This is a genomic window from Streptomyces sp. NBC_01635, assembly GCF_045209715.1.
In the GTDB taxonomy this organism is placed as follows: Bacteria; Actinomycetota; Actinomycetes; order Streptomycetales; family Streptomycetaceae; genus Streptomyces; species Streptomyces hirsutus.
This window is the reverse complement of sequence record NZ_CP109277.1, coordinates 7,959,981-7,978,473: the sequence shown is the minus strand read 5'-3', so window position 1 is coordinate 7,978,473 and position 18,493 is coordinate 7,959,981. Positions and strand designations below refer to the sequence as shown.

Sequence of the window (18,493 nt, the reverse complement as noted above, 5' to 3'; positions counted from 1 at the left end):
CCGGTTCCTCCGCTGCGGTGCGAGGGGCCGGGCCGTCGGTCTGTTCCGCGTCGTCCCGGTCGGTGCTCCGTCAGGCCCGGTCGCCACCCGGTCGGGCTCCCGTCGTCGCCCGGTCCGTGGTCGGTCAGTGCTCGGTGACCTTGCCGTCGGCCACTTCCAGGCGGCGGGTGACGTGCACCGCGTCGAGCATGCGCCGGTCGTGGGTGACGAGGAGCAGGGTGCCCTCGTAGGAGTCCAGGGCCGATTCCAGCTGCTCGATGGCGGGCAGGTCGAGGTGGTTGGTCGGCTCGTCGAGGACGAGGAGGTTGACGCCCCGCCCCTGGAGGAGGGCGAGGGCGGCGCGGGTGCGTTCGCCTGGCGAGAGGGTGACCGCCGGACGCATCACATGGTGCGATGTGAGGCCGAACTTGGCCAGCAGGGTGCGGACCTCGGCCGGTTCGGTGTCCGGGACCCCGGCGCGGAAGGCGTCGAGCAGGGCCTCGGTGCCGTGGAACAGCGCGCGGGCCTGGTCGACCTCGCCGAGCAGCACGCCCGAGCCGAGCGCGGCGTGCCCGGCGTCGACCGGGACGCGGCCCAGCAGGGCGCCCAGCAGGGTGGACTTCCCGGCGCCGTTGGCGCCCGTGACGGCGACCCGGTCCGCCCAGTCGATCTGCAGGGTGACCGGTCCCAGTACGAAGTCGCCGCGCCGTACCTCGGCGTCCCGCAGCGTCGCCACCACCGCGCCGGAGCGCGGGGCCGCCGCGATCTCCATGCGCAGCTCCCACTCCTTGCGCGGCTCCTCGACCACCTCGAGGCGTTCGATCATGCGCTGGGTCTGGCGGGCCTTGGCGGCCTGCTTCTCGCTGGCCTCGCTGCGGAACTTGCGGCCGAGCTTGTCGTTGTCGTTGCCCGCCTTGCGGCGCGCGTTCTTGACTCCCTTGTCCATCCAGGACCGCTGTGTCTGGGCCCGGTCCTGGAGCGCGGACCTCTTGTCGGAGTACTCCTCGTACTCGTCGCGGGCGTGCCGGCGGGCCACCTCCCGTTCCTCCAGGTAGGCCGCGTAGCCGCCGCCGTAGAGGTTGATCCGCCCCTGGGCGAGGTCGAGCTCGAGGACCTTGGTGACGGTGCGGGTGAGGAACTCGCGGTCGTGGCTGACCACGACCGTGCCGGCGCGCAGTCCGCCGACGAAGCGTTCGAGGCGCTCCAGACCGTCGAGGTCGAGGTCGTTGGTCGGCTCGTCGAGGAGGAAGACGTCGTACCGGGACAGGAGGAGGGAGGCGAGGCCGGCGCGGGCCGCCTGGCCGCCGGACAGGGCGGTCATCGGCTGGTCCGGGCCGACCGTCAGGCCGAGCGACGCGGTGACCTCCTCGGCGCGTTCGTCGAGGTCGGCGCCGCCCAGGGCCAGCCAGCGCTCCAGGGCTTCCGCGTACGCGTCGTCGGCACCGGGCGCCCCGTCGACCAGGGCCTGGGTCGTCTCGTCCATCGTCCGCTGGGCCTCGGCGACACCGGTGCGGCGGGCCAGGAAGTCCCGGACGGTCTCACCGGGCCGGCGCTCCGGCTCCTGCGGGAGATGGCCGACGGCCGCCGTGGGCGGGGAGAGCCGCAGCTCGCCCTGTTCCGGCGCGGTGAGCCCGGCGAGCAGGCGCAGCAGGGTGGACTTGCCGGCGCCGTTGGCGCCGACCAGGCCGATCACGTCGCCGGGGGCGACGACGAGGTCGAGGCCGCTGAACAGGGAGCGGTCGCCATGGCCGGCGGAGAGGTTCTTGGCGACGAGGGTGGCAGTCATCAGACCGCCGATCCTAGCCTTCGCGCGTCACGCCTCGGACACCCGGTTTCCGGCCTCCCCCCGACCCCCGCGCACCGAGCCTCCGCGTACGTCTCCTTGCCTGCGTCTCCCCCGCGCGCGCTCCCCGCCCCCGGCGCTCACCGCCGCACCGCCGTGGTCAGGACCGCCCCGGCGGTGCGGGCCACCAGGTAGGACTCCCCCCTGACCGTCCTCGGGTCCAGAGGGATGCGGTGGCGGCCCGGTTCCAGGACGCCGTCGAAGACTTCGTGGGTGTGGGTGCGGGCGAGGCGGTCGATGCGGTACGCGGTGAGCCGCACCCGGCACGACGAGGTGACCTCGACCTCCGCTTCGGCGCCCTCGGCGGCTTCCGCCGGGGGCGAGGAGGCCAGGGCGGTCAGGCGGCGCTGCTCGGGCGGGCTGCGGTCCAGGGCCTGCTCGGTCCGGGCGACGAGCAGCGGGACGATCGGGGCGCGGCCGTCGACGCAGGGCACGTCGACGCCGGCGGAGGCGAAGGCGGCGCGCACGGCGTCCCGTTCGGCGGGGCCGGCCGACCGGCCGAAGACGACGGCGCCGTAGCCGCGCAGTTCGTCGGCGGGGACGTCGGCGGCGGCGGAGGTTATGTCGGCGCCGACGCCGATGGTGCGCAGGGCCGCGGCGAGCCTGGCCAGCAGGGCGACACGGGCGCCGATCAGCAGGACGCGGCGGCGGGTGCCCGGGACGCCGCCGGCCAGCAGGGCGGCGAGGGCCGTGCGGTAGTCGGCGCCGCGGAAGCGGAACGGGCCCAGACCGTGGTACCCGTTGCGTTCCAGGTCGGCGTGTTCGTCGGTCTGCCAGGCGAAGTCCCGCCAGACGTAGTCCTCACCGTCCCGCTCGATGGCGGCGGTCACCGCGCCGCAGGCGAGGTCCTCGCAGTCGGGGCAGCCGTAGACGATGTAGCGGCCGGACGGCAGCGGCGCCTCGGTCTCCAGCAGCAGACTGCGGACCTGGGCGGTGAAGATGGCGGGCGGGATGTCGGAGGCGAGCGGGGAGACGGCGTCGAGGTCGGAGAGGCGGAACAGCAGCGGGCATCCGTCGACGACGAAGTCGACGAAGTCCCGGTGGACCTGGTAGTCACCGCCGGAGAGGAGTCCACCGGCGCGGATCGCCGGTGTCAGGCCGAAGGTCGCGTACTCGGCAGGCATGGGGTGAGTATTCCCGCAGTGGGACGCGTCTGAGCACGGCATGACATATTCCGCTAACGTCCCCGCATGGAAAGCGAACCGGTCTTCGATGTCCGTGTGGTCGGCGGCGGGGTCGTCGGGCTGACGACGGCCGTCGTCCTCGCCGAGCGGGGCGCACGGGTGGGGCTGTGGACGCGCGACCCGGTCGAGCGGACCACCTCGGCGGTTGCCGGGGCACTGTGGTGGCCGTACCGGATCGAGCCGGTGGCGTCCGCGCACGCGTGGGCGCTGCGTTCGCTGGACGTGTACGAGAAGCTGGCCTCGCGACCGGAGGTCACCGGCGTACGGATGGTCGAAGGGGTACTGGGCGAGACCACCCTGGACGAGGCCGGCGCCTGGGCCGCCGCGCGGCTGCCGGGACTGCGGGTGTCGAGCACCGAGGAATACCCCTGGGGACCGGGTGTGTGAGCCCGGCTGCCGCTCGTCGACATGTCGGCCCATCTGCCCTGGCTGCGGGAGCGGTTCGTGGCCGCGGGCGGGGTGGTGGAGGAACGCGCGGTGACGGACCTCGCCCGGGCGGACGCCCCGGTCGTGGTGAACTGCTCGGGACTGGGGGCGCGCGACCTCGTGCCCGATCCCGCGGTGCGTCCGGTACGGGGGCAGCTGGTCGTGGTGGAGAACCCCGGGATCCGCACCTGGACGGTCTCCACGGCGGCCGACGGAACGACGGCGTACGTCTTTCCGCAGCCGGGGCGGCTGGTGCTGGGCGGTACGGCGCAGGAGGACGACTGGTCCCTGGAGCCGGATCCGGCTCAGGCCGAGGCGATCGTGCGGCGGTGCACGGCGTTGCGGCCCCACATCGCGGGGGCGCGGATCCTGGAGCACCGGGTGGGGCTGCGGCCCGCCCGCGACACCGTCCGCATCGCACGCGAGCCGCTCCCGGGCGGGCGGACGCTGGTGCACAACTACGGCCACGGCGGCGCGGGCGTCACCGTGGCCTGGGGCTGCGCCCAGGAGGCGGCGGAGCTCGCCCTGGGGTGAGGCGGCGGCGCGGTCCCGGAAACGGACGGGCCGGCCGCCCCCTCGGAAACGGGGGCGGCCGGCCCGTCCGCCGCTGCCGGTGACGGCCGGAGCGGCCGGCGGCGGTCAGGGTTGGGTCGGTGCCTCGTAGTGGTTGCCGACCGGGTCGCCCTCCACGTCCGTACCGGCTCCGGGGCCGATACGGAGTTCGAATTCGCCGTCGTACTTCGTGTGACCCGCGATGACGGCCAGGTCGACCGCCTCGGAACCCACCTCCCGGCGCACGATGGCCGGGTCCCGGCGCAGGTCGCGCATGAGCGCCACGCACATCAGGATCATCACGACGACGAACGGGGCCGCCGCGAGGATCGTGATGTTCTGCAGACCGGTCAGCGCGTCGCCCTGGCCGCTGCCCACCAGCAGCATGATCGCGGCGACCGCTCCGGTGACCACTCCCCAGAACACCACCACCAGGCGTCCCGGTTCGAGCGCCCCCTTCTGCGAGAGCGTGCCCATCACGACCGAGGCCGCGTCGGCGCCCGAGACGAAGAAGATGCCGACGAGGACCATCACCAGGAGGCTCATGGCCGTGGCGATGGGGTAGTGCTGGAGCACCGCGAACAGCTGGCCCTCGGGCGTCGCCTCCTTACCGATCCGGCCCTGTTCCTGGAGCTTCATCGCGGAACCGCCGAAGATCGCGAACCAGACCAGGCTGACCGCACTGGGCACGAGGATGACCCCGCCTATGAACTGCCGGATCGTACGGCCCCGGCTGATGCGGGCGATGAACATGCCGACGAACGGCGTCCAGGAGATCCACCACGCCCAGTAGAAGACGGTCCAGCTGCCCAGCCAGTCCGCCACTCCCGCGCCGGCGCTGGCCTCCGTGCGGCCGGCCAGGTCAGGCAGGTCGCCCAGGTAGCCGAAGACGGAGGTGGGCAGCAGGTCGAGGACGAGGATCGTCGGACCGGCCACGAGCACGAACAGGGCGAGCACCAGGGCCAGCACCATGTTGGTGTTGGACAGCCACTGGATGCCCTTCTCCACGCCCGACACCGCGGAGGCGACGAACGCGGCCGTGAGCACCGCGATGATGCCGACGAGCAGCCCCGTGCTCACCTTGGCCAGCCACCCCAGCTCCTGCATACCGGAGCCGATCTGCAGCGCGCCGAGTCCCAGGGAGGCCGCCGAGCCGAAGATGGTCGCCACGATCGCGAGGATGTCGATGAAGCGCCCCGTAGCGCCGTTCGCGTGCTTGGAGCCGATGAGCGGGGTGAAGACGGCGCTGATGGTCTGCCTGCGGCGTCGGCGGAAGGTGCTGTAGGCGATGGCGAGGCCGACCACGGCGTAGATCGCCCATGGGTGGAGCGTCCAATGGAAGAGCGTGGTCGCCATGGCCAGTTCCATGCGGTCGCCCGAGTCGGCCGGGTTGGTGCCCGGCGGTGGCGTGGCGTAGTGGGCCAGCGGCTCGCTGACGCCGTAGAACATCAGGCCGATTCCCATGCCCGCGCTGAACATCATCGCGACCCACGACACGGTACGGAACTCGGGTTGCTCCCCCTCGGCGCCCAAACGGATCCGGCCATAGCGACTGATGGCCAGCCAGAGGGCGAAGACGACGAAACCGGAGGCGGCCAGGATGAAGGCCCAGCCCCCGTTGTGGATCAGCCCGGTGAGCGCGCTGCTCGAGACGTCCTCGAGCGATTCGGTCGCGACGGCGCCCCAGACGACGAACGCGACGGTGAGCACCGCCGTGACACCGAACACCACCCGGTCGGTCCGAGGGCGCTCATGGCCCGGGAGGCCCGCCTCCGAGCCCGGTAGAGGCCCCGCCGTATGGTCCTTGTCGCTGTGCTGGTCCTTCGTCACGGGCGGCACCTTTCATCAAGCCACTGGGCGGAGAATCACTCCCCCAGCCATGGGACTACCACCTTTGGCGCAAAATTCACCTCTCCAGCGGTCACGTTCCTGTCAACCGACGGACGGATGGTGATCAAAGGGGTCACACATCCGCCCGAGTCGGCGATCGGTCGTGCGCGAGGGCCTGACCGGCAGCGCGCGGGTCACTCGGCTCCGGACCCACCTCCGCCTTCTCCCGGAACGCGCTGGACGGTGGGTGCGGGACGTACGCCGTCCCGCACGGCGGCCTCCGGCCCGGACCCGGTGGGCGCGCCCGCCGCGGCGCGGGCGAAGGCGGCGGTTCCGCCGGTGACCGGAACGCGCACGGAGGTGCGGGCGAGGTCGAGGGTGAGGGTGGGGGTGTCCGCCGGGGGGTCGATCAGGCCACGGTCCGTGCCCGCGACGATCAGGGCGAGGCGGTGGCCCTCGGGGACGACGTGGTCGGTTGCGGCCAGGTCGAGGGTGAGGATGTAGCGCTTGCCCGGGGTGAGCGGGGCGCCCTTGCCGTCCGAGGCGTGGTTGCCCAGGTCGGCCCAGCCCCGGCTGACGATCGTGTGACCGACGTCGGCGGTCCTGGCGCGGGTCTCCCGGTAGCAGGCGCTGTCGCCCACGGTGCTCGCGCCCCAGCAGGTGCGGTCGGTGAGGGTGGTGATGCCCTCGCCCGCGGCGGCGTAGTCGCGGATGGTGTCGGGGCCGAGGTCGACGAGGACGGCGGACAGGTGCGCCGTGGGGGTGCTGGGGGTCACGGTGACGGTGGCCTCGGAGGCGCCGGACACCCGCAGGTCGCGGGAGAGCGGCCCGGTGACGAAACCGGCCTTGTCCGGTGTCGAGGTGTCGATACGGGCGGCCCAGTCGGTCTCGCCGAGGCCCGGGTCGTCGGTGAACGTCTCGGTGCCGCGGCCCTTGCGCAGGCCCAGCGTGCCGACCCCGTCCTCGCTGCCGTGGGCGGGGCGCAGGGTCACGGGGCGGGTGTCGCGCGACGGCCAGCTCTTCGAGGTGACCCAGTGGTCGGGCCGGCGCTCGATGTCGGCCATGGGCTCGCGGTCGACGCCGTTGTCGAGGCCGAGGAGTTCGTGGTCGAACCAGCGGTGCAGGGTGTCGACCCAGTCGGCGCGGCGGAAGTCGAACGGGTCGACGTGTCCGGTCTGGGAGAGCCAGATCTTGCGGTCGACGCCGTTCTTCGCGAGAGCGTCCCACCACGGGCCGACGTGCTGCATCCGTACGTTGAGGTCCTGCATGCCGTGTACGAGGAAGACGCTGGCCTTCACCTTCTTCGCGGCGCGCACGTAGTCGCGTTCGGTCCACAGCGGTGTCAGGTCGCCGGTGCGCGGGGCGCCGTCGACGAGTTCGCGCTGGACCGCCCCGCACCGGGCGCGGGCGTCCGGGCTCTCCACATAGTTCGACAGCCAGTCGGGACCGGAGTCGTAGAGCGGGGCGCCCTGGGTGAAGTAGTAGTCGTACCAGGAGGAGATGGCGGCGATCGGCACGATCGTCTCGAGGCCCTCGACCCCGGTGGCGGCGACGCCGTTGGCGATGGTGCCGTCCCAGCTCTTGCCGATCATGCCGGTGCGGCCGTTGGTCCAGCCGGCGTCCGCCCGTTCGGCGCCGGTGCGGGTGGTGTAGGCGGCGCCGCGGCCGTTCAGCCAGTCGACGACGGCCTTCGCGGACTGGATGTCGGAGCGGCCGCCGACGTCCACACAGCCGTCGGAGCGGTTGGTGCCGGCCAGGTCGACGCCGACGACGGCGTAACCGCGCGGCACGAAGTAGTTGTCGTAGAACAGCGGCATCCGGACGACGTCGCCGTTCGCGTCGTACGTCTTGCGCTCGCTCTCGTTGCCGCGCCCGCAGCAGGAGTAGTACGGGCTGGCGTCCATGATGACGGGGACCTTCCGGCCCCGCTGCGCGGGTTCGGCGGGGCGGACGATGTCGACGGCGACCCGGTCGGTCCGTCCGTCGCCGTCCTCGTCGAGTCCGGTGTCCACCCAGACGGCCTCGCGGATCGCGTCGTCGTAGGAGTGGACGGGCCGGCTCTCACGGGGCGCGGCGCCCGCCGCGGTCGCCGGCACGGGGGTGAGCAGCGTGGCCGCCAGGGCGGCCAGGGCCACCGTCACGAGCGGTCTCCAGGTCGTGAAGCGCGTGCGTATCGGCATGCGCGGACGGTACAACGGTCAACTCGTGCGCAGAAGGGGGCATCTGACGGATCGTGGGCGCACGAGCGGGGCCGGGGACCGGAAACCGGCCCGGCGCGCGGCGTGCGGCGCGCGGCGTGCGGCGTGCGAGGACCGGTGCTCGGGAGCCATACGGGTGGAGGGGTGACGGGGGCGGCGCGGGGGCCGTAAGGGCGCTCAGCCCCCGTGGTCGTACACGGTCACCGGTATCCCGCGCCGGGCCAGCCGCTCGGTGATCAGCGGTCCGACGCGCGACCACCGGCCTCCGGCCGGCCCGCAGCCGATGCGCGGCATGTGCACCGAGGCCCCGAACGCGATCGCGTGATCGCCGACGACGGCGAGCGCGCGGTCGATCGCCTCGTAGCGGACGGGGACGCCCTTGCTCCCCATGGGGGGTCCCCTGCCCAGGGGGGGTCCCCTGCTCATGGGGTGCCCCCGCTCGAGCGAAGCCGAGAGTGGGGGAGGAGCCGAGAGCTCGGGGGATCACGCCCCGCCGGCCGATCATGTTGGCCACCTGGACGTACCGCTCCACGGGGACCAGCTGGACCGCGCCCGGGGCGAAGTCGTTGGAGGCGCGGCCACGGTGCCGGGCGCGGTACGCGGCCTCCGGCTCGCTCCAGCGGCGGACAGGGCCAGGACGAAGCCCTTTCCCCAGCCCTCAGCCCCCGATGTCGTTGCAGACATGCGCGATGATCTTGACGCCCTTCACCGACGGCGCGGTGGCGTCACCCCTGACGTAGGTGATCCCCGTGGCCCCCGTGATCTCCGGCATGGCGCCACCGTAGGCGTCGGCACCGACACTCGGGGCGGGTGGCTCGGGGCGGACGAGGTGTCGCCCTGCTGGTGAGACAGTAATACTGCTGTGCATGACGACCGACATCGAGGAGCCGGCCCTCACCATCGACGAACTGGCGGCACGGGCCGGGATCACGGTGCGGACGGTCCGGTTCTACGGCAGCAAGGGACTGCTCCCGCCGCCGGTGATCGGTCCGCGTCGGGTCGGCCGCTACGGGCGGGAGCACCTGGCCCGGCTGGCGCTGATCGAGGAGTTGCAGCGGCAGGGCATGACACTGGCGGCCATCGAGCGCTATCTGGGACAGCTGCCGCCGGATCTGAGTGTGCGGGACCTGGCGATCCAGCGCGCGGTGGTGGCCTCCTGGGCGCCCGACACGGTGGAGAGGGTGTCGCGCGGGGAGTTGGAGCGACGGGCGGGGCGGACGCTGGGCGACGAGGATCTGCGGCGGCTGGCGGCGCTGAACGTCGTCGAGCGGGACGGCGAGGACTTTCGGGTCGACGCGGGGCTGTTGCGGCTCGGCGTCGAGTTGCTGGACGTACCGCTGACGCACGAGACGATCCTCGAGGCCCGTGCGACGCTCACCGAGCATGCCCGCGCGGCCGCCCAGGAGTTGTCGCGGCTGCTGCGGGACGCGGTGGCGGAGCGGGACCCCCGTGACGTGAAGTCGCTGTCCGCCCATATGCATCCGCTCGTGGTGCAGGCCCTGCTCACGGCCTTCCAGCGGTCGCTGCGCGAGGAACTGCGGGAGTGGCTGGACGGCGGGGAGGACACGGGGACGGCGGGGGCGGGAGGCTGACGCTCCCGTCCCCGCCGTCCGGCCGCGGGTGCCGGAGGGTCAGCGGCCGTCCGTGAACCGCTCCCCCTTCTCCGCCTTGTCCACCAGCAGTGCCGGCGGCGCGAAGCGCTCGCCGTACCGCTCGGCGAGTTCACGCGCGCGGGCCACGAATGCGGGCAGCCCGGTCTCTCCTCCGGCGCCTCCCTCGTAGCCGTTGATGTACTGCAGGACGCCGCCGGTCCAGCCGGGGAAGCCGATACCGAGGATGGAGCCGATGTTGGCGTCGGCGACCGAGGTCAGCACGCCCTCCTCCAGGAGCCGGACCGTGTCCAGCGCCTCGGCGAACAGCATCCGCTCCTGCATGTCCCGGAACGGGATCTCGTACCCCGGTGTGGTGAAGTGCTCGCGCAGGCCGGGCCACAGGACGTCGCGCCCGCCGTCGTCCTTGTACGTGTAGAAACCGGCGCCGCTGGCGCGGCCGGGGCGGCCGAACTCGTCGACCATCCGGTCGATGACGGCCTCGGCGGGGTGCGCGGTCCAGGTGCCGCCGGCCTCCTCGACGGCCCGCCTGGACTCGCTCCGGATCTTGCGCGGCAGGGTGAGGGTCAGCTCGTCCATCAGGGAGAGCACCTTGGCGGGATAACCGGCCTGGGCGGCGGCCTGTTCGACGGAGGCGGGCTCGATGCCCTCGCCGACCATGGCGACGCCCTCGTCGAGGAAGCGGCCGATGACCCGGGAGGTGAAGAAGCCGCGGCTGTCGTTGACGACGATCGGCGTCTTCTTGATCTGCCGGACCAGGTCGAAGGCGCGGGCGAGCGCCTCGTCGCCGGTCCGCCCGCCCTTGATGATCTCGACGAGCGGCATCTTGTCCACCGGCGAGAAGAAGTGCAGCCCGATGAAGTCGCTCTGTCGTTCGACGCCTTCGGCGAGGGCGGTGATGGGGAGGGTGGAGGTGTTGGAGCACAGGAGCGCGTCGGGGTCGACGACGTCCTGGATCTCCTGGAACACCTTGTGCTTGAGGGCGGTGTCCTCGAAGACGGCCTCGATGACCGCGTCGCAGCCGGCCAGGTCCCCCGCCTCGGCGGTGGGGGTGATCCGCGCGAGCAGCGCTTCTGCCTTCTCCTGGGTCGTCCGGCCCCGGGAGACGGCCTTGGCGCACAGCTTCTCGGAGTACGCCTTGCCCTTGGCGGCCGCTTCCGGCGTGACGTCCTTCAGGACGACGTCGATGCCCGCGCGTGCGCACGAGTAGGCGATGCCGGCGCCCATCATCCCGGCGCCGAGCACGGCGACCTTGCGGACCGTGCGGGGCTCGATGCCCTGGGGGCGGTTGGCGCCGGAGTTGACGGCCTGGAGGTCGAAGAAGAACGCCTGGATCATGTTCTTCGACGTCTGCCCGGCGGCCAGCTCGACGAAGTAGCGGGCTTCGATGACCTGGGCGGTCTCGAAGTCGACCTGGGCGCCCTCGACGGCGGCGGCGAGGATGTTGCGCGGCGCCGGGTAGGGGGCGCCGTTCGTCTGCTTGCGCAGGTTGGCCGGGAAGGCGGGCAGGTTGGCCGCGAACTTGGGGTTGGCCGGAGTGCCGCCGGGGATGCGGTGGCCGGGCCGGTCCCAGGGCTGGGCGGACTCGGGGTTCGCGTCGATGAAGGCGCGGGCCTTGGCGATCAGTTCCTCGCGGGTGTCGGCCACGTCGTCGACCAGGCCGTTCTCCAGGGCGCGCCGCGGGGTGTACTGGGTGCCCTGGAGGAGCACCTTCAGCAGGGCGTCGGCGATGCCGAGCATCCGGACGGTGCGGACGACGCCGCCGCCTCCGGGGAGCAGGCCGAGGGTGACCTCGGGGCAGCCGATCCTGGAGCCGGGTGCGTCGAGGGCGATCCGGTGGTGGCAGGCGAGGGCGAGTTCGTAGCCGCCGCCGAGGGCCGCTCCGTTGATGGCCGCGACGACCGGCTTGCCGAGGGTCTCGATGCGGCGCATCTGGCGCTTGATCGCCATGCCGCCGTCGAACAAGTCCTGCGCTGTCTCGGGGGTGACCCTGATCAGGTCACGCAGATCGCCGCCGGCGAAGAAGGTCTTCTTGGCGGAGGTGAGGATAACGCCGCGGATGCCGTCCTTTTCCGCCTCCAAGCGGTCGGTGATCACGGCGAGGGAGTCACGGAACGCCTGGTTCATGGTGTTCGCGGACTGGTTCGGATCGTCGAGGACGAGGGTGACGACGCCGGTGTCGTCCTGTTCCCAGCGGATGGTGGGGGTGTCGGTCATGACAAGGTCTCCGTAGAAGTCGCTCGGCGCTCGGGTCGCTCGGGTCGCTCGGGTGCGGGTTCCGCCGGGGTTTCAGAGGCGCTCGACGATGGTGGCGATGCCCATGCCGCCGCCCACGCACAGCGTGGCCAGGCCGTAGCGCTTGTCCTGTCGCTCCAACTCGTCGACCAGGGTGCCCAGGATCATCGCGCCGGTGGCACCCAGCGGATGGCCCAGCGCGATGGCGCCGCCGTTGACGTTGACCTTGTCCAGCGACAGGCCCATGTCCTTCACGAAGCGGAGCACGACCGCCGCGAAGGCCTCGTTGATCTCGACCAGGTCGATGTCGTCGATGGTCAGCCCGGCCCTGGCGAGCGCCTTGCGGGTGGCGGGCGCGGGCCCGGTGAGCATGATGGTGGGCTCGGAGCCGGACACGGCCGCCGAGACGATCCGGGCCCGCGGGGTGAGCCCGTAGCGCTCGCCGACCTCCTTCGTGCCGATGGCCACGAGGGAGGCGCCGTCCACGATGCCGGAGGAGTTGCCCGCGTGGTGGACGTGGTCGATCTTCTCCACCCAGTGGTACTTCTGCAGCGCCACCGCGTCGAAGCCGCCCAGCTCGCCGATGTCCGCGAAGGACGGCCTGAGTCCCGCCAGGGAGTCGGCGGTGGTCCCGGGACGCAGGTGCTCGTCGTGGTCCAGGACGACGAGCCCGCTGCGGTCCTTCACCGGGACCACGGAGCGCGCGAAGCGGTTCTCCTTCCAGGCGGTGGCGGCGCGCTCCTGGGAGAGGGCCGCGTACTCGTCGACGTCCCGGCGCGAGAAGCCCTCGAGGGTGGCGATGAGGTCGGCGCCGATGCCCTGCGGGGCGAAGTTGGTGGCGAGGTTGGTCATGGGGTCGTTGAACCAGGCGCCGCCGTCGGAGGCCATCTTCACCCGGGACATGGATTCCACGCCGCCGGCCAGCACCAGGTCCTCCCAGCCGGAACGGACCTTGGCCGCGGCCAGGTTGACCGCCTCCAGACCGGAGGCACAGAACCGGTTCTCCTGGACACCGGCGACCGTGTCGGGCAGCCCGGCCGCGAGGGCGGCGATCCGGGCGATGTCGGAGCCCTGGTCGCCCACCGGGCTGACCACGCCCAGCACGACGTCGTCGACGGCCGCCGGATCGAGGTCCGGGAAGCGCTCGCGGATCTCGTGGATGAGGCCGACCACCAGGTCGACCGGCTTCGTGCCGTGCAGGGCGCCGTTCGCCTTGCCGCGCCCACGCGGGGTGCGGATCGCGTCGTACACGTACGCTTCGGTGCTCACGGGATGGCCTTTCACTGAGGGTTTCGGGGCGCGGATCGCTGAGGGTCTCGGGGCGCGGACAGCAGTCGGGGGACGTCCCAGTCGCGGGCCACGTCGGCGGTGTCGGCGCCCGGCCGGGCGGGCCCGGTGCGGACGCTGGTGGGGGTGGCGGAGAAGCGCGGGGCCGGTGCGGGCTGGGTGATACCGGCGTGGTCGGTGAAGGTGCCGCGGGCGGCGAGGTGCGGGTCGTGCGGAGCCTCGCGCAGCGACAGGACGGGGGCCACGCACGCGTCGGAGCCGTCGAAGACGGCGGTCCACTCGTCGCGGGTGCGTTCCTTGAAGCGGGCGGTGACCCGCTCGCGCAGGGCGGGCCACCGGATGACGTCGAGGCGGGCCCCGGAGAGCCCGAGCCCGTTCCCGTCCTTGTCGTCCTCGTCCTCGATGCCGAGCAACCGCAGGAACTCGTCGTAGAACTGCGGTTCGAGCGCGCCCACCGCCATGTGTCCGCCGTCGGCCGTCTCGTACGTGCCGTAGTACGGGCAGCCACCGTCGAGGAGGTTGGCTCCGCGCCGGTCCTGCCAGGCTCCGGCGGCGAGCATGCCGTGGATCATGGCGGACAGATGGGCGGTTCCGTCCACGATGGCGGCGTCGACGACCTGCCCGGTGCCGCTCAGGCGCGCGTGGTGCAGGGCGGCGAGAACGCCGACGACGAGGTAGAGGGAGCCGCCCGCGTAGTCGCCGAGCAGGTTGGCCGGAACGGCCGGCGGCCGGTCGGGACCGCCGATCATGCCGAGGGCGCCGGTGCGGGCGATGTACGCGATGTCGTGCCCCGCGCGGTCCGCGAGCGGCCCCTGCTGACCCCAGCCGGTCATCCGGCCGTAGACGAGGCCCGGGTTGCGGGCGTGGCAGTCCTCGGGGCCGACACCGAGGCGCTCTGCCACACCGGGGCGGAAGCCCTCGGCGAGGATGTCGGCGCGCTCGGCCAGGTCGAGGACGCGGTCGGCGCCGTCGGGGGCCTTCAGGTCGACGACCACGGAGCGCTTGTTGCGGTTGGTGACGTCGTACGCCGGGTCGACACCGAGTCCGGGGCCGCCGGGGCGGTCCACACGGACGACGTCGGCACCCAGGTCGGCCAGGAGCATCGCGGCGAACGGGCCGGGGCCGATCCCGGCCAGCTCGACCACCCGCACGCCGGTCAGCGGCCCCTGCCCCGGCGACCGCACGGGTGCGGGTACCTGTGCCTCCGTCATCACACCCCCAGCTTTGACACAATCGATGTCACACCGATGATGCTAAGAACACCTTCCGCTCAGCACAAGAGCGGGCGAGCAAGCGCTTGGCCACTGTTCGCCACTGTACGGCGCGGCCCGTACTCCCGCCCGGCTCAGGTGTCCTCAGGTGTCCTCAGGTTCCACCACCGGACGCCTCGGCGCGGCGGTGCGGTGGTGCGGTGGTGCAGCGGCTCTCCTCCGCCCGGTCGTGGAGCAGTCCGGCATCAGGCACGGCCTTCGGCACCGGAGAGGCGGCGGGGGACGGCGACGAGGGGACGGTGGGGTGCGGGCTCGCAGGACGTCGGCGGCGCGGGGGCCGAGCGGCTCTGCGGGTCCGGAGCGCAGGGTCTCTCCTAGAAGGGCCGCTCCAGCACCGTGTAGATCATCCCGGCGATCCAGCCGACGCCCGCCAGGACGGCGAGGGCCAGCCCTAAGGCCATCGCCCGCTCGGTGGGCCGGACGGCGGGGTCGACTGGATCGGAACCACGGCGCGTTGTCATGCCCTCAGCCTGCCGGTGGAGTGGCGGCCCTGCATCCGTACGGGTACTCAGTCGCCCGTACCCGGTTCGCGGCGGCCCGTACCCGCCCGCGGCGGCACCGAGTGGGGACTTTCCGGTGCCGGGTCCGGGCCGCTCGGCGGCACCCTCCGCACAAGTGCCAAGAAGGAGTTCAATGGAACACTTGAAGGCATGCGTTTTCTTCTCGAAGTGAGCATGGACGACGAGGCATTGGCGAAGGACCCCGTGGGTGAGCTGGGGCGGATCCTGCGCTACTGGGGCGGGAACCTGCGCCACTACCCGATGAAGGCCGGTGACGGGTCGGAGATCTACGACTCCGAGTACCGCGAGGTGGGCCGTTGGCGCATCGAGCAGGGTGCGGGGGACGAGCGGGAGGGAGCCGCTTAGGGCCTGTCCGGCTGACCGAGTCGGGACAGCGGGTCCCGGCCCCCGGTCCGGTCCGGCCCGGGCGGAAGACCCTGGTCCGCGCCCGAGTCCGCGCCCAAGTCCGTGCCCGCCGCCTCCCGGAGGGCTCTGCGGCACAGGGCGTCCGCCCGGCGGGTGGTCTCCGGGAGGCGGTGGGCGGGGGTCAGCGCGAGGGTGTGGGCGCAGGCGTTGGCGAGGCCGACGCGATGGCCGACCGAGACGAAGACCGGCTTGACGGAGTCCCTGGTGCGCAGGGCCCGGCCGACCTCCTCGGTGCCGGCGAGCAACGGGGCCGTGCTGCCGCGCGGGGTCGCCGGGGCCGTGAAGGCGAAGGTGAAGGGGTTCTTGGCGACGCCGATCGTCGGCAGGCCGGTGAGGACCCCGAGATGGCTGGCGAGGCCGAAGCGGCGAGGATGGGCGAGCCCGTAGCCGTCGCAGACGATCAGGCCCGGCGGGCACGGCAGGGCGTCGAGGGCGGCCAGCACGGTGGGGATCTCCCGGAAGGCCAGCAGGCCGGGCACGTACGGGAAGGAGATCCGGCCGACGGCCGTCGCCTCGGCGACGACCTCGAGGCTCGCCCCGTCCAGGACGACGGCCGCCGCCGCGACGAGGTCCCGCTCGTCGTCGTACGCCACGTCGACCCCGGTGACCCGGCCCGTCCCGGGCGGCGGGCCGGGCTCGTCGAGCACCACCCGTCCGCGCAGGCCGTCCTGGACGGCGCGGGCCGCTCCCTCGGTCGTGGGCCAGCCGTCGGGGATGCGTACGCTCGTCATGGTGGCGACGAGCCTACGGGTTCGGAGGACTTCGCGTGTCGGAGCCGACTCCTGCTCATGTCCGGCCGCCCACCGCCCCGCTGCCCCTGGCTTCCTCGTCCCGTGAACCGGCCCTGCGTCCCGCTCCCGCGCACCGGCCTGGCACCCTCCCGGGTACTTGACACATACGGCACCCCGTACATGCCGCATGCAACACCCGTCCCGGGGAAACCTGATCACACCGGCACAGGGAGGCGGTGACAGAGGTCACGCTGTTCCGGTGGGCACGGATTGGCCGATTCCGTCGTCTCTTTGAGTAGCCCGCCCTATCCGCCCGGAAGCCGTCCAGCCGTCACGAGGGAGCAAGGCGTTGTCCACCGTCATCGAGCAGCCCGTCGAGGCCCGTCTCGTCGCCGCCGCGCCGCGGATGGCAAGTATTCCCGCCACTCTGCATTACGACCGGAGCGATCCGTTCGCCGTCCGCATGTCCTTCCCCGCTCCCGCCACCCTGGAGGGCGTCGAGGTCTGCTGGACCTTCGCCCGCGAGCTGCTCACCGCGGGGCTGGACGAGCCCGAGGGCCACGGCGACGTCCGCGTGCGGCCGTACGGCTACGACCGGACCGTGCTGGAGTTCCACGCTCCGGAGGGGACCGCCGTCGTGCACGTCCGCTCGGGCGAGATACGCCAGTTCCTGGAGGCGACCAGCGAACTCGTGCCGGCCGGTCTGGAACACCTCCAGCTCGACCTGGACCACGATCTCGCCGAGCTGATCCGCGACGCCTGCTGAGCCGCGGCCGCCACCCGCGACAGCCATCCGCGGCAGCCGCGCCGGAACAGCCGCGACGAGCGAGCCGACCGCCGCCGTGGCACGTCACGGCGGCGGTCGGGGGCCGTCGAACTCCCGGGATAAATGTTTGCGGATCGCCGGCCCGCTTGACAGCCTGCGATCATGAGTACCCCCCACGACTCCGTCCACGGTTCCTCCCCCACTCCTCCGGCGGAAGGCTGGATCACCACCCCGCTCGCCGAGGAGCTGCTGCGCGGCGCACTCGAGCTGGAGCGGACCGCGCAGGGCGTGCAGCCGCACCGCTTGCCCGCCCGGGCCCGCGCGCAGGCCGCCGACGGCCAGCTGGCCATGGCGGAGGCGCAGCCGTCCGGCGTCCGGCTGGTGCTGCGCACCCGGGCCACGGCCGTAGAACTGGACGTGCTCCGCACCAAGATGGCCTACGAGGGCGCTCCGCCCCGTCCGGACGGTGTCTACGACCTGCTGATCGACGGAGAACCGGCCGGGCAGACCCATGCCCCCGACGGCAACGTCATGCTGATGGACATGGCCACGGGCTCCGCCGAGCTGCGGCCGGGCCCCGTGGGCACGGTCCGGTTCACCGGGCTGCCGGACCGTGACAAGCGCGTCGAGATCTGGCTCCCGCACAACGAGATGACCCGGCTGGTCGCCCTGCGCACCGACGCCCCCGTGACACCGGTGGCCCCCGGGGACCGCAGGGTGTGGCTGCACCACGGCAGCTCGATCAGCCACGGCTCCGACGCCGCGAGCCCGACCACGACCTGGCCGGCGCTGGCCGCCTCGCTCGGCGGGGTGGATCTGGTGAACCTGGGGCTGAGCGGCAGCGCCCTGCTCGACCCGTTCACCGCGCGGGCCATGCGGGACACGCCCGCGGACCTGATCAGCGTCAAGATCGGCATCAATCTGGTCAACACCGATCTGCTGCGACTGCGCGCCTTCGCTCCGGCGGTGCACGGCTTCCTCGACACGATCCGCGACGGCCACCCCACGACGCCGCTGCTGGTCGTCTCGCCCATCCTGTGCCCCCTCCACGAGGACACCCCGGGCCCGAGCCTTCCCGACCTCAGCACCCTGGACGAGGGCCGGCTCCGGTTCGCGGCCATGGGAGATCCCGAGGAACGGGCCACCGGGAAGCTGACCCTCAACGTCGTACGGGAGGAGCTGGTCCGCGTGGTGGAGCAGCGGGCGGCCGAGGATCCGTATCTGCACTACCTGGACGGCCGGAAGCTGTACGGCGAGGCGGACCACGCTGAGCTGCCGCTGCCCGACGCGCTGCACCCGGACGCCGCCACGCACCGTCGCATGGGCGAGCGCTTCGCGGAGCTGGCCTTCGGCACCGACGGGCCGTTCACCGGCTGAACCGGCCGGCCCGCCCGGCACCCGGCGGCCCTGCGGACCTTCGCGAAAAACGCGTTGACATCCCTTCCCGGCGCTTCGTACCGTGTACAACGCTTCTGTTGCCGTCGATTGGAGAGGGACGTTGCTCGTCTGAGGTTCTGAGACACCGCGTCACACCCGTGGGGTGTGCACGCAGCGTGCGACCTCGGCGTACGAGCCGTCCTTGCGGAGCAGGGCTTTTCCATACCCGTACCTCCCTGCCCGGCTCCCGGTCGTCCCACGGCCGTCGTCCGGCCGTC

Annotated in this window: 13 protein-coding genes and 2 pseudogenes; 5 read left to right on the top strand and 10 right to left on the bottom strand. The window is 72.6% G+C overall.

The window, feature by feature from the left end; translation table 11 throughout:
* Window positions 1-124: 124 nt before the first annotated feature.
* Together OHB56_RS36855 and OHB56_RS36850 are read right to left on the bottom strand one after the other, a co-directional pair.
* Window positions 125-1,765 (bottom strand): ABC-F family ATP-binding cassette domain-containing protein, encoded by a 1,641-nt coding sequence (locus tag OHB56_RS36855; RefSeq protein ID WP_406358197.1) that lies wholly within the window; start codon window positions 1,763-1,765, stop codon window positions 125-127.
* A gap of 137 nt (window positions 1,766-1,902) precedes the next feature.
* Window positions 1,903-2,946 (bottom strand): oxidoreductase, encoded by a 1,044-nt coding sequence (locus tag OHB56_RS36850; protein WP_326756051.1) that lies wholly within the window; start codon window positions 2,944-2,946, stop codon window positions 1,903-1,905.
* A gap of 66 nt (window positions 2,947-3,012) precedes the next feature.
* Here OHB56_RS36850 and OHB56_RS36845 point away from each other — a divergent pair.
* Window positions 3,013-3,966 (top strand): annotated as a pseudogene (locus OHB56_RS36845) (FAD-dependent oxidoreductase).
* Between the two features lie 105 nt (window positions 3,967-4,071).
* On the opposite strand, the gene OHB56_RS36840 reads toward OHB56_RS36845, so the two are convergent.
* The 3 genes and pseudogenes from OHB56_RS36840 to OHB56_RS36830 form a co-directional block, all read right to left on the bottom strand.
* Window positions 4,072-5,814, bottom strand: a complete 1,743-nt coding sequence (locus OHB56_RS36840; RefSeq protein WP_406358195.1) for a BCCT family transporter — start codon at window positions 5,812-5,814, stop codon at window positions 4,072-4,074.
* Window positions 5,815-6,008: 194 nt separating this feature from the next.
* Window positions 6,009-7,994, bottom strand: a complete 1,986-nt coding sequence (locus OHB56_RS36835; RefSeq protein ID WP_406358193.1) for a Xaa-Pro dipeptidyl-peptidase — start codon at window positions 7,992-7,994, stop codon at window positions 6,009-6,011.
* Between the two features lie 195 nt (window positions 7,995-8,189).
* Window positions 8,190-8,784, bottom strand: a pseudogene (locus tag OHB56_RS36830) (Appr-1-p processing protein).
* A 94-nt stretch (window positions 8,785-8,878) separates the two neighbouring features.
* Here OHB56_RS36830 and OHB56_RS36825 point away from each other — a divergent pair.
* Window positions 8,879-9,604 (top strand): MerR family transcriptional regulator, encoded by a 726-nt coding sequence (locus OHB56_RS36825; RefSeq protein ID WP_326756047.1) that lies wholly within the window; start codon window positions 8,879-8,881, stop codon window positions 9,602-9,604.
* A gap of 39 nt (window positions 9,605-9,643) precedes the next feature.
* Here OHB56_RS36825 and OHB56_RS36820 read toward each other — a convergent pair whose 3' ends face one another.
* From OHB56_RS36820 to mmpA, 4 genes are all read right to left on the bottom strand, one after another.
* On the bottom strand, window positions 9,644-11,839 hold the full coding sequence (locus OHB56_RS36820; protein ID WP_406358191.1) for a 3-hydroxyacyl-CoA dehydrogenase NAD-binding domain-containing protein: 2,196 nt from the start codon (window positions 11,837-11,839) through the stop codon (window positions 9,644-9,646).
* Window positions 11,840-11,911: 72 nt separating this feature from the next.
* Complete coding sequence (locus OHB56_RS36815) at window positions 11,912-13,126, bottom strand: acetyl-CoA C-acetyltransferase (protein ID WP_055630424.1); 1,215 nt, start codon at window positions 13,124-13,126, stop codon at window positions 11,912-11,914.
* 11 nt (window positions 13,127-13,137) lie between these two features.
* Window positions 13,138-14,355 (bottom strand): CaiB/BaiF CoA transferase family protein, encoded by a 1,218-nt coding sequence (locus OHB56_RS36810; RefSeq protein WP_406358189.1) that lies wholly within the window; start codon window positions 14,353-14,355, stop codon window positions 13,138-13,140.
* A gap of 374 nt (window positions 14,356-14,729) precedes the next feature.
* Window positions 14,730-14,876 carry a morphogenic membrane protein MmpA gene (gene mmpA, locus OHB56_RS36805; RefSeq protein ID WP_406358187.1) on the bottom strand — a complete coding sequence of 49 codons (147 nt, stop codon included), beginning with the start codon at window positions 14,874-14,876 and terminating at the stop codon, window positions 14,730-14,732.
* Between the two features lie 189 nt (window positions 14,877-15,065).
* Between mmpA and OHB56_RS36800 the strand changes: the two genes are divergently transcribed.
* Window positions 15,066-15,281: a hypothetical protein gene (locus OHB56_RS36800; RefSeq protein ID WP_359731883.1), complete on the top strand. Its 216-nt coding sequence runs from the start codon at window positions 15,066-15,068 to the stop codon at window positions 15,279-15,281.
* Here OHB56_RS36800 and OHB56_RS36795 read toward each other — a convergent pair.
* Window positions 15,278-16,072, bottom strand: a complete 795-nt coding sequence (locus tag OHB56_RS36795) for an endonuclease V (RefSeq protein ID WP_406358185.1) — start codon at window positions 16,070-16,072, stop codon at window positions 15,278-15,280. The two genes, OHB56_RS36800 and OHB56_RS36795, sit on opposite strands and share 4 nt — an antisense overlap.
* Before the next feature lie 349 nt (window positions 16,073-16,421).
* Here OHB56_RS36795 and OHB56_RS36790 point away from each other — a divergent pair, with 349 nt between their 5' ends.
* Window positions 16,422-16,838, top strand: a complete 417-nt coding sequence (locus OHB56_RS36790) for an SsgA family sporulation/cell division regulator (RefSeq protein WP_055596108.1) — start codon at window positions 16,422-16,424, stop codon at window positions 16,836-16,838.
* A gap of 162 nt (window positions 16,839-17,000) precedes the next feature.
* Window positions 17,001-18,215, top strand: a complete 1,215-nt coding sequence (locus OHB56_RS36785) for a GDSL-type esterase/lipase family protein (protein WP_406358183.1) — start codon at window positions 17,001-17,003, stop codon at window positions 18,213-18,215.
* The last annotated feature ends 278 nt before the right edge of the window (window positions 18,216-18,493 follow it).

Bases quoted from the DNA above. Each gene is read 5' to 3' on its own strand.
- OHB56_RS36855 (WP_406358197.1), bottom strand. From the start codon at position 1,765: ATGACTGCCACCCTCGTCGCCAAGAACCTCTCCGCCGGCCATGGCGAC.
- OHB56_RS36850 (WP_326756051.1), bottom strand. From the start codon at position 2,946: ATGCCTGCCGAGTACGCGACCTTCGGCCTGACACCGGCGATCCGCGCC.
- OHB56_RS36835 (WP_406358193.1), bottom strand. From the start codon at position 7,994: ATGCCGATACGCACGCGCTTCACGACCTGGAGACCGCTCGTGACGGTG.
- OHB56_RS36825 (WP_326756047.1), top strand. From the start codon at position 8,879: ATGACGACCGACATCGAGGAGCCGGCCCTCACCATCGACGAACTGGCG.
- OHB56_RS36820 (WP_406358191.1), bottom strand. From the start codon at position 11,839: ATGACCGACACCCCCACCATCCGCTGGGAACAGGACGACACCGGCGTC.
- OHB56_RS36810 (WP_406358189.1), bottom strand. From the start codon at position 14,355: ATGACGGAGGCACAGGTACCCGCACCCGTGCGGTCGCCGGGGCAGGGG.
- mmpA (WP_406358187.1), bottom strand. From the start codon at position 14,876: ATGACAACGCGCCGTGGTTCCGATCCAGTCGACCCCGCCGTCCGGCCC.
- OHB56_RS36800 (WP_359731883.1), top strand. From the start codon at position 15,066: ATGCGTTTTCTTCTCGAAGTGAGCATGGACGACGAGGCATTGGCGAAG.
- OHB56_RS36795 (WP_406358185.1), bottom strand. From the start codon at position 16,072: ATGACGAGCGTACGCATCCCCGACGGCTGGCCCACGACCGAGGGAGCG.
- OHB56_RS36785 (WP_406358183.1), top strand. From the start codon at position 17,001: ATGAGTACCCCCCACGACTCCGTCCACGGTTCCTCCCCCACTCCTCCG.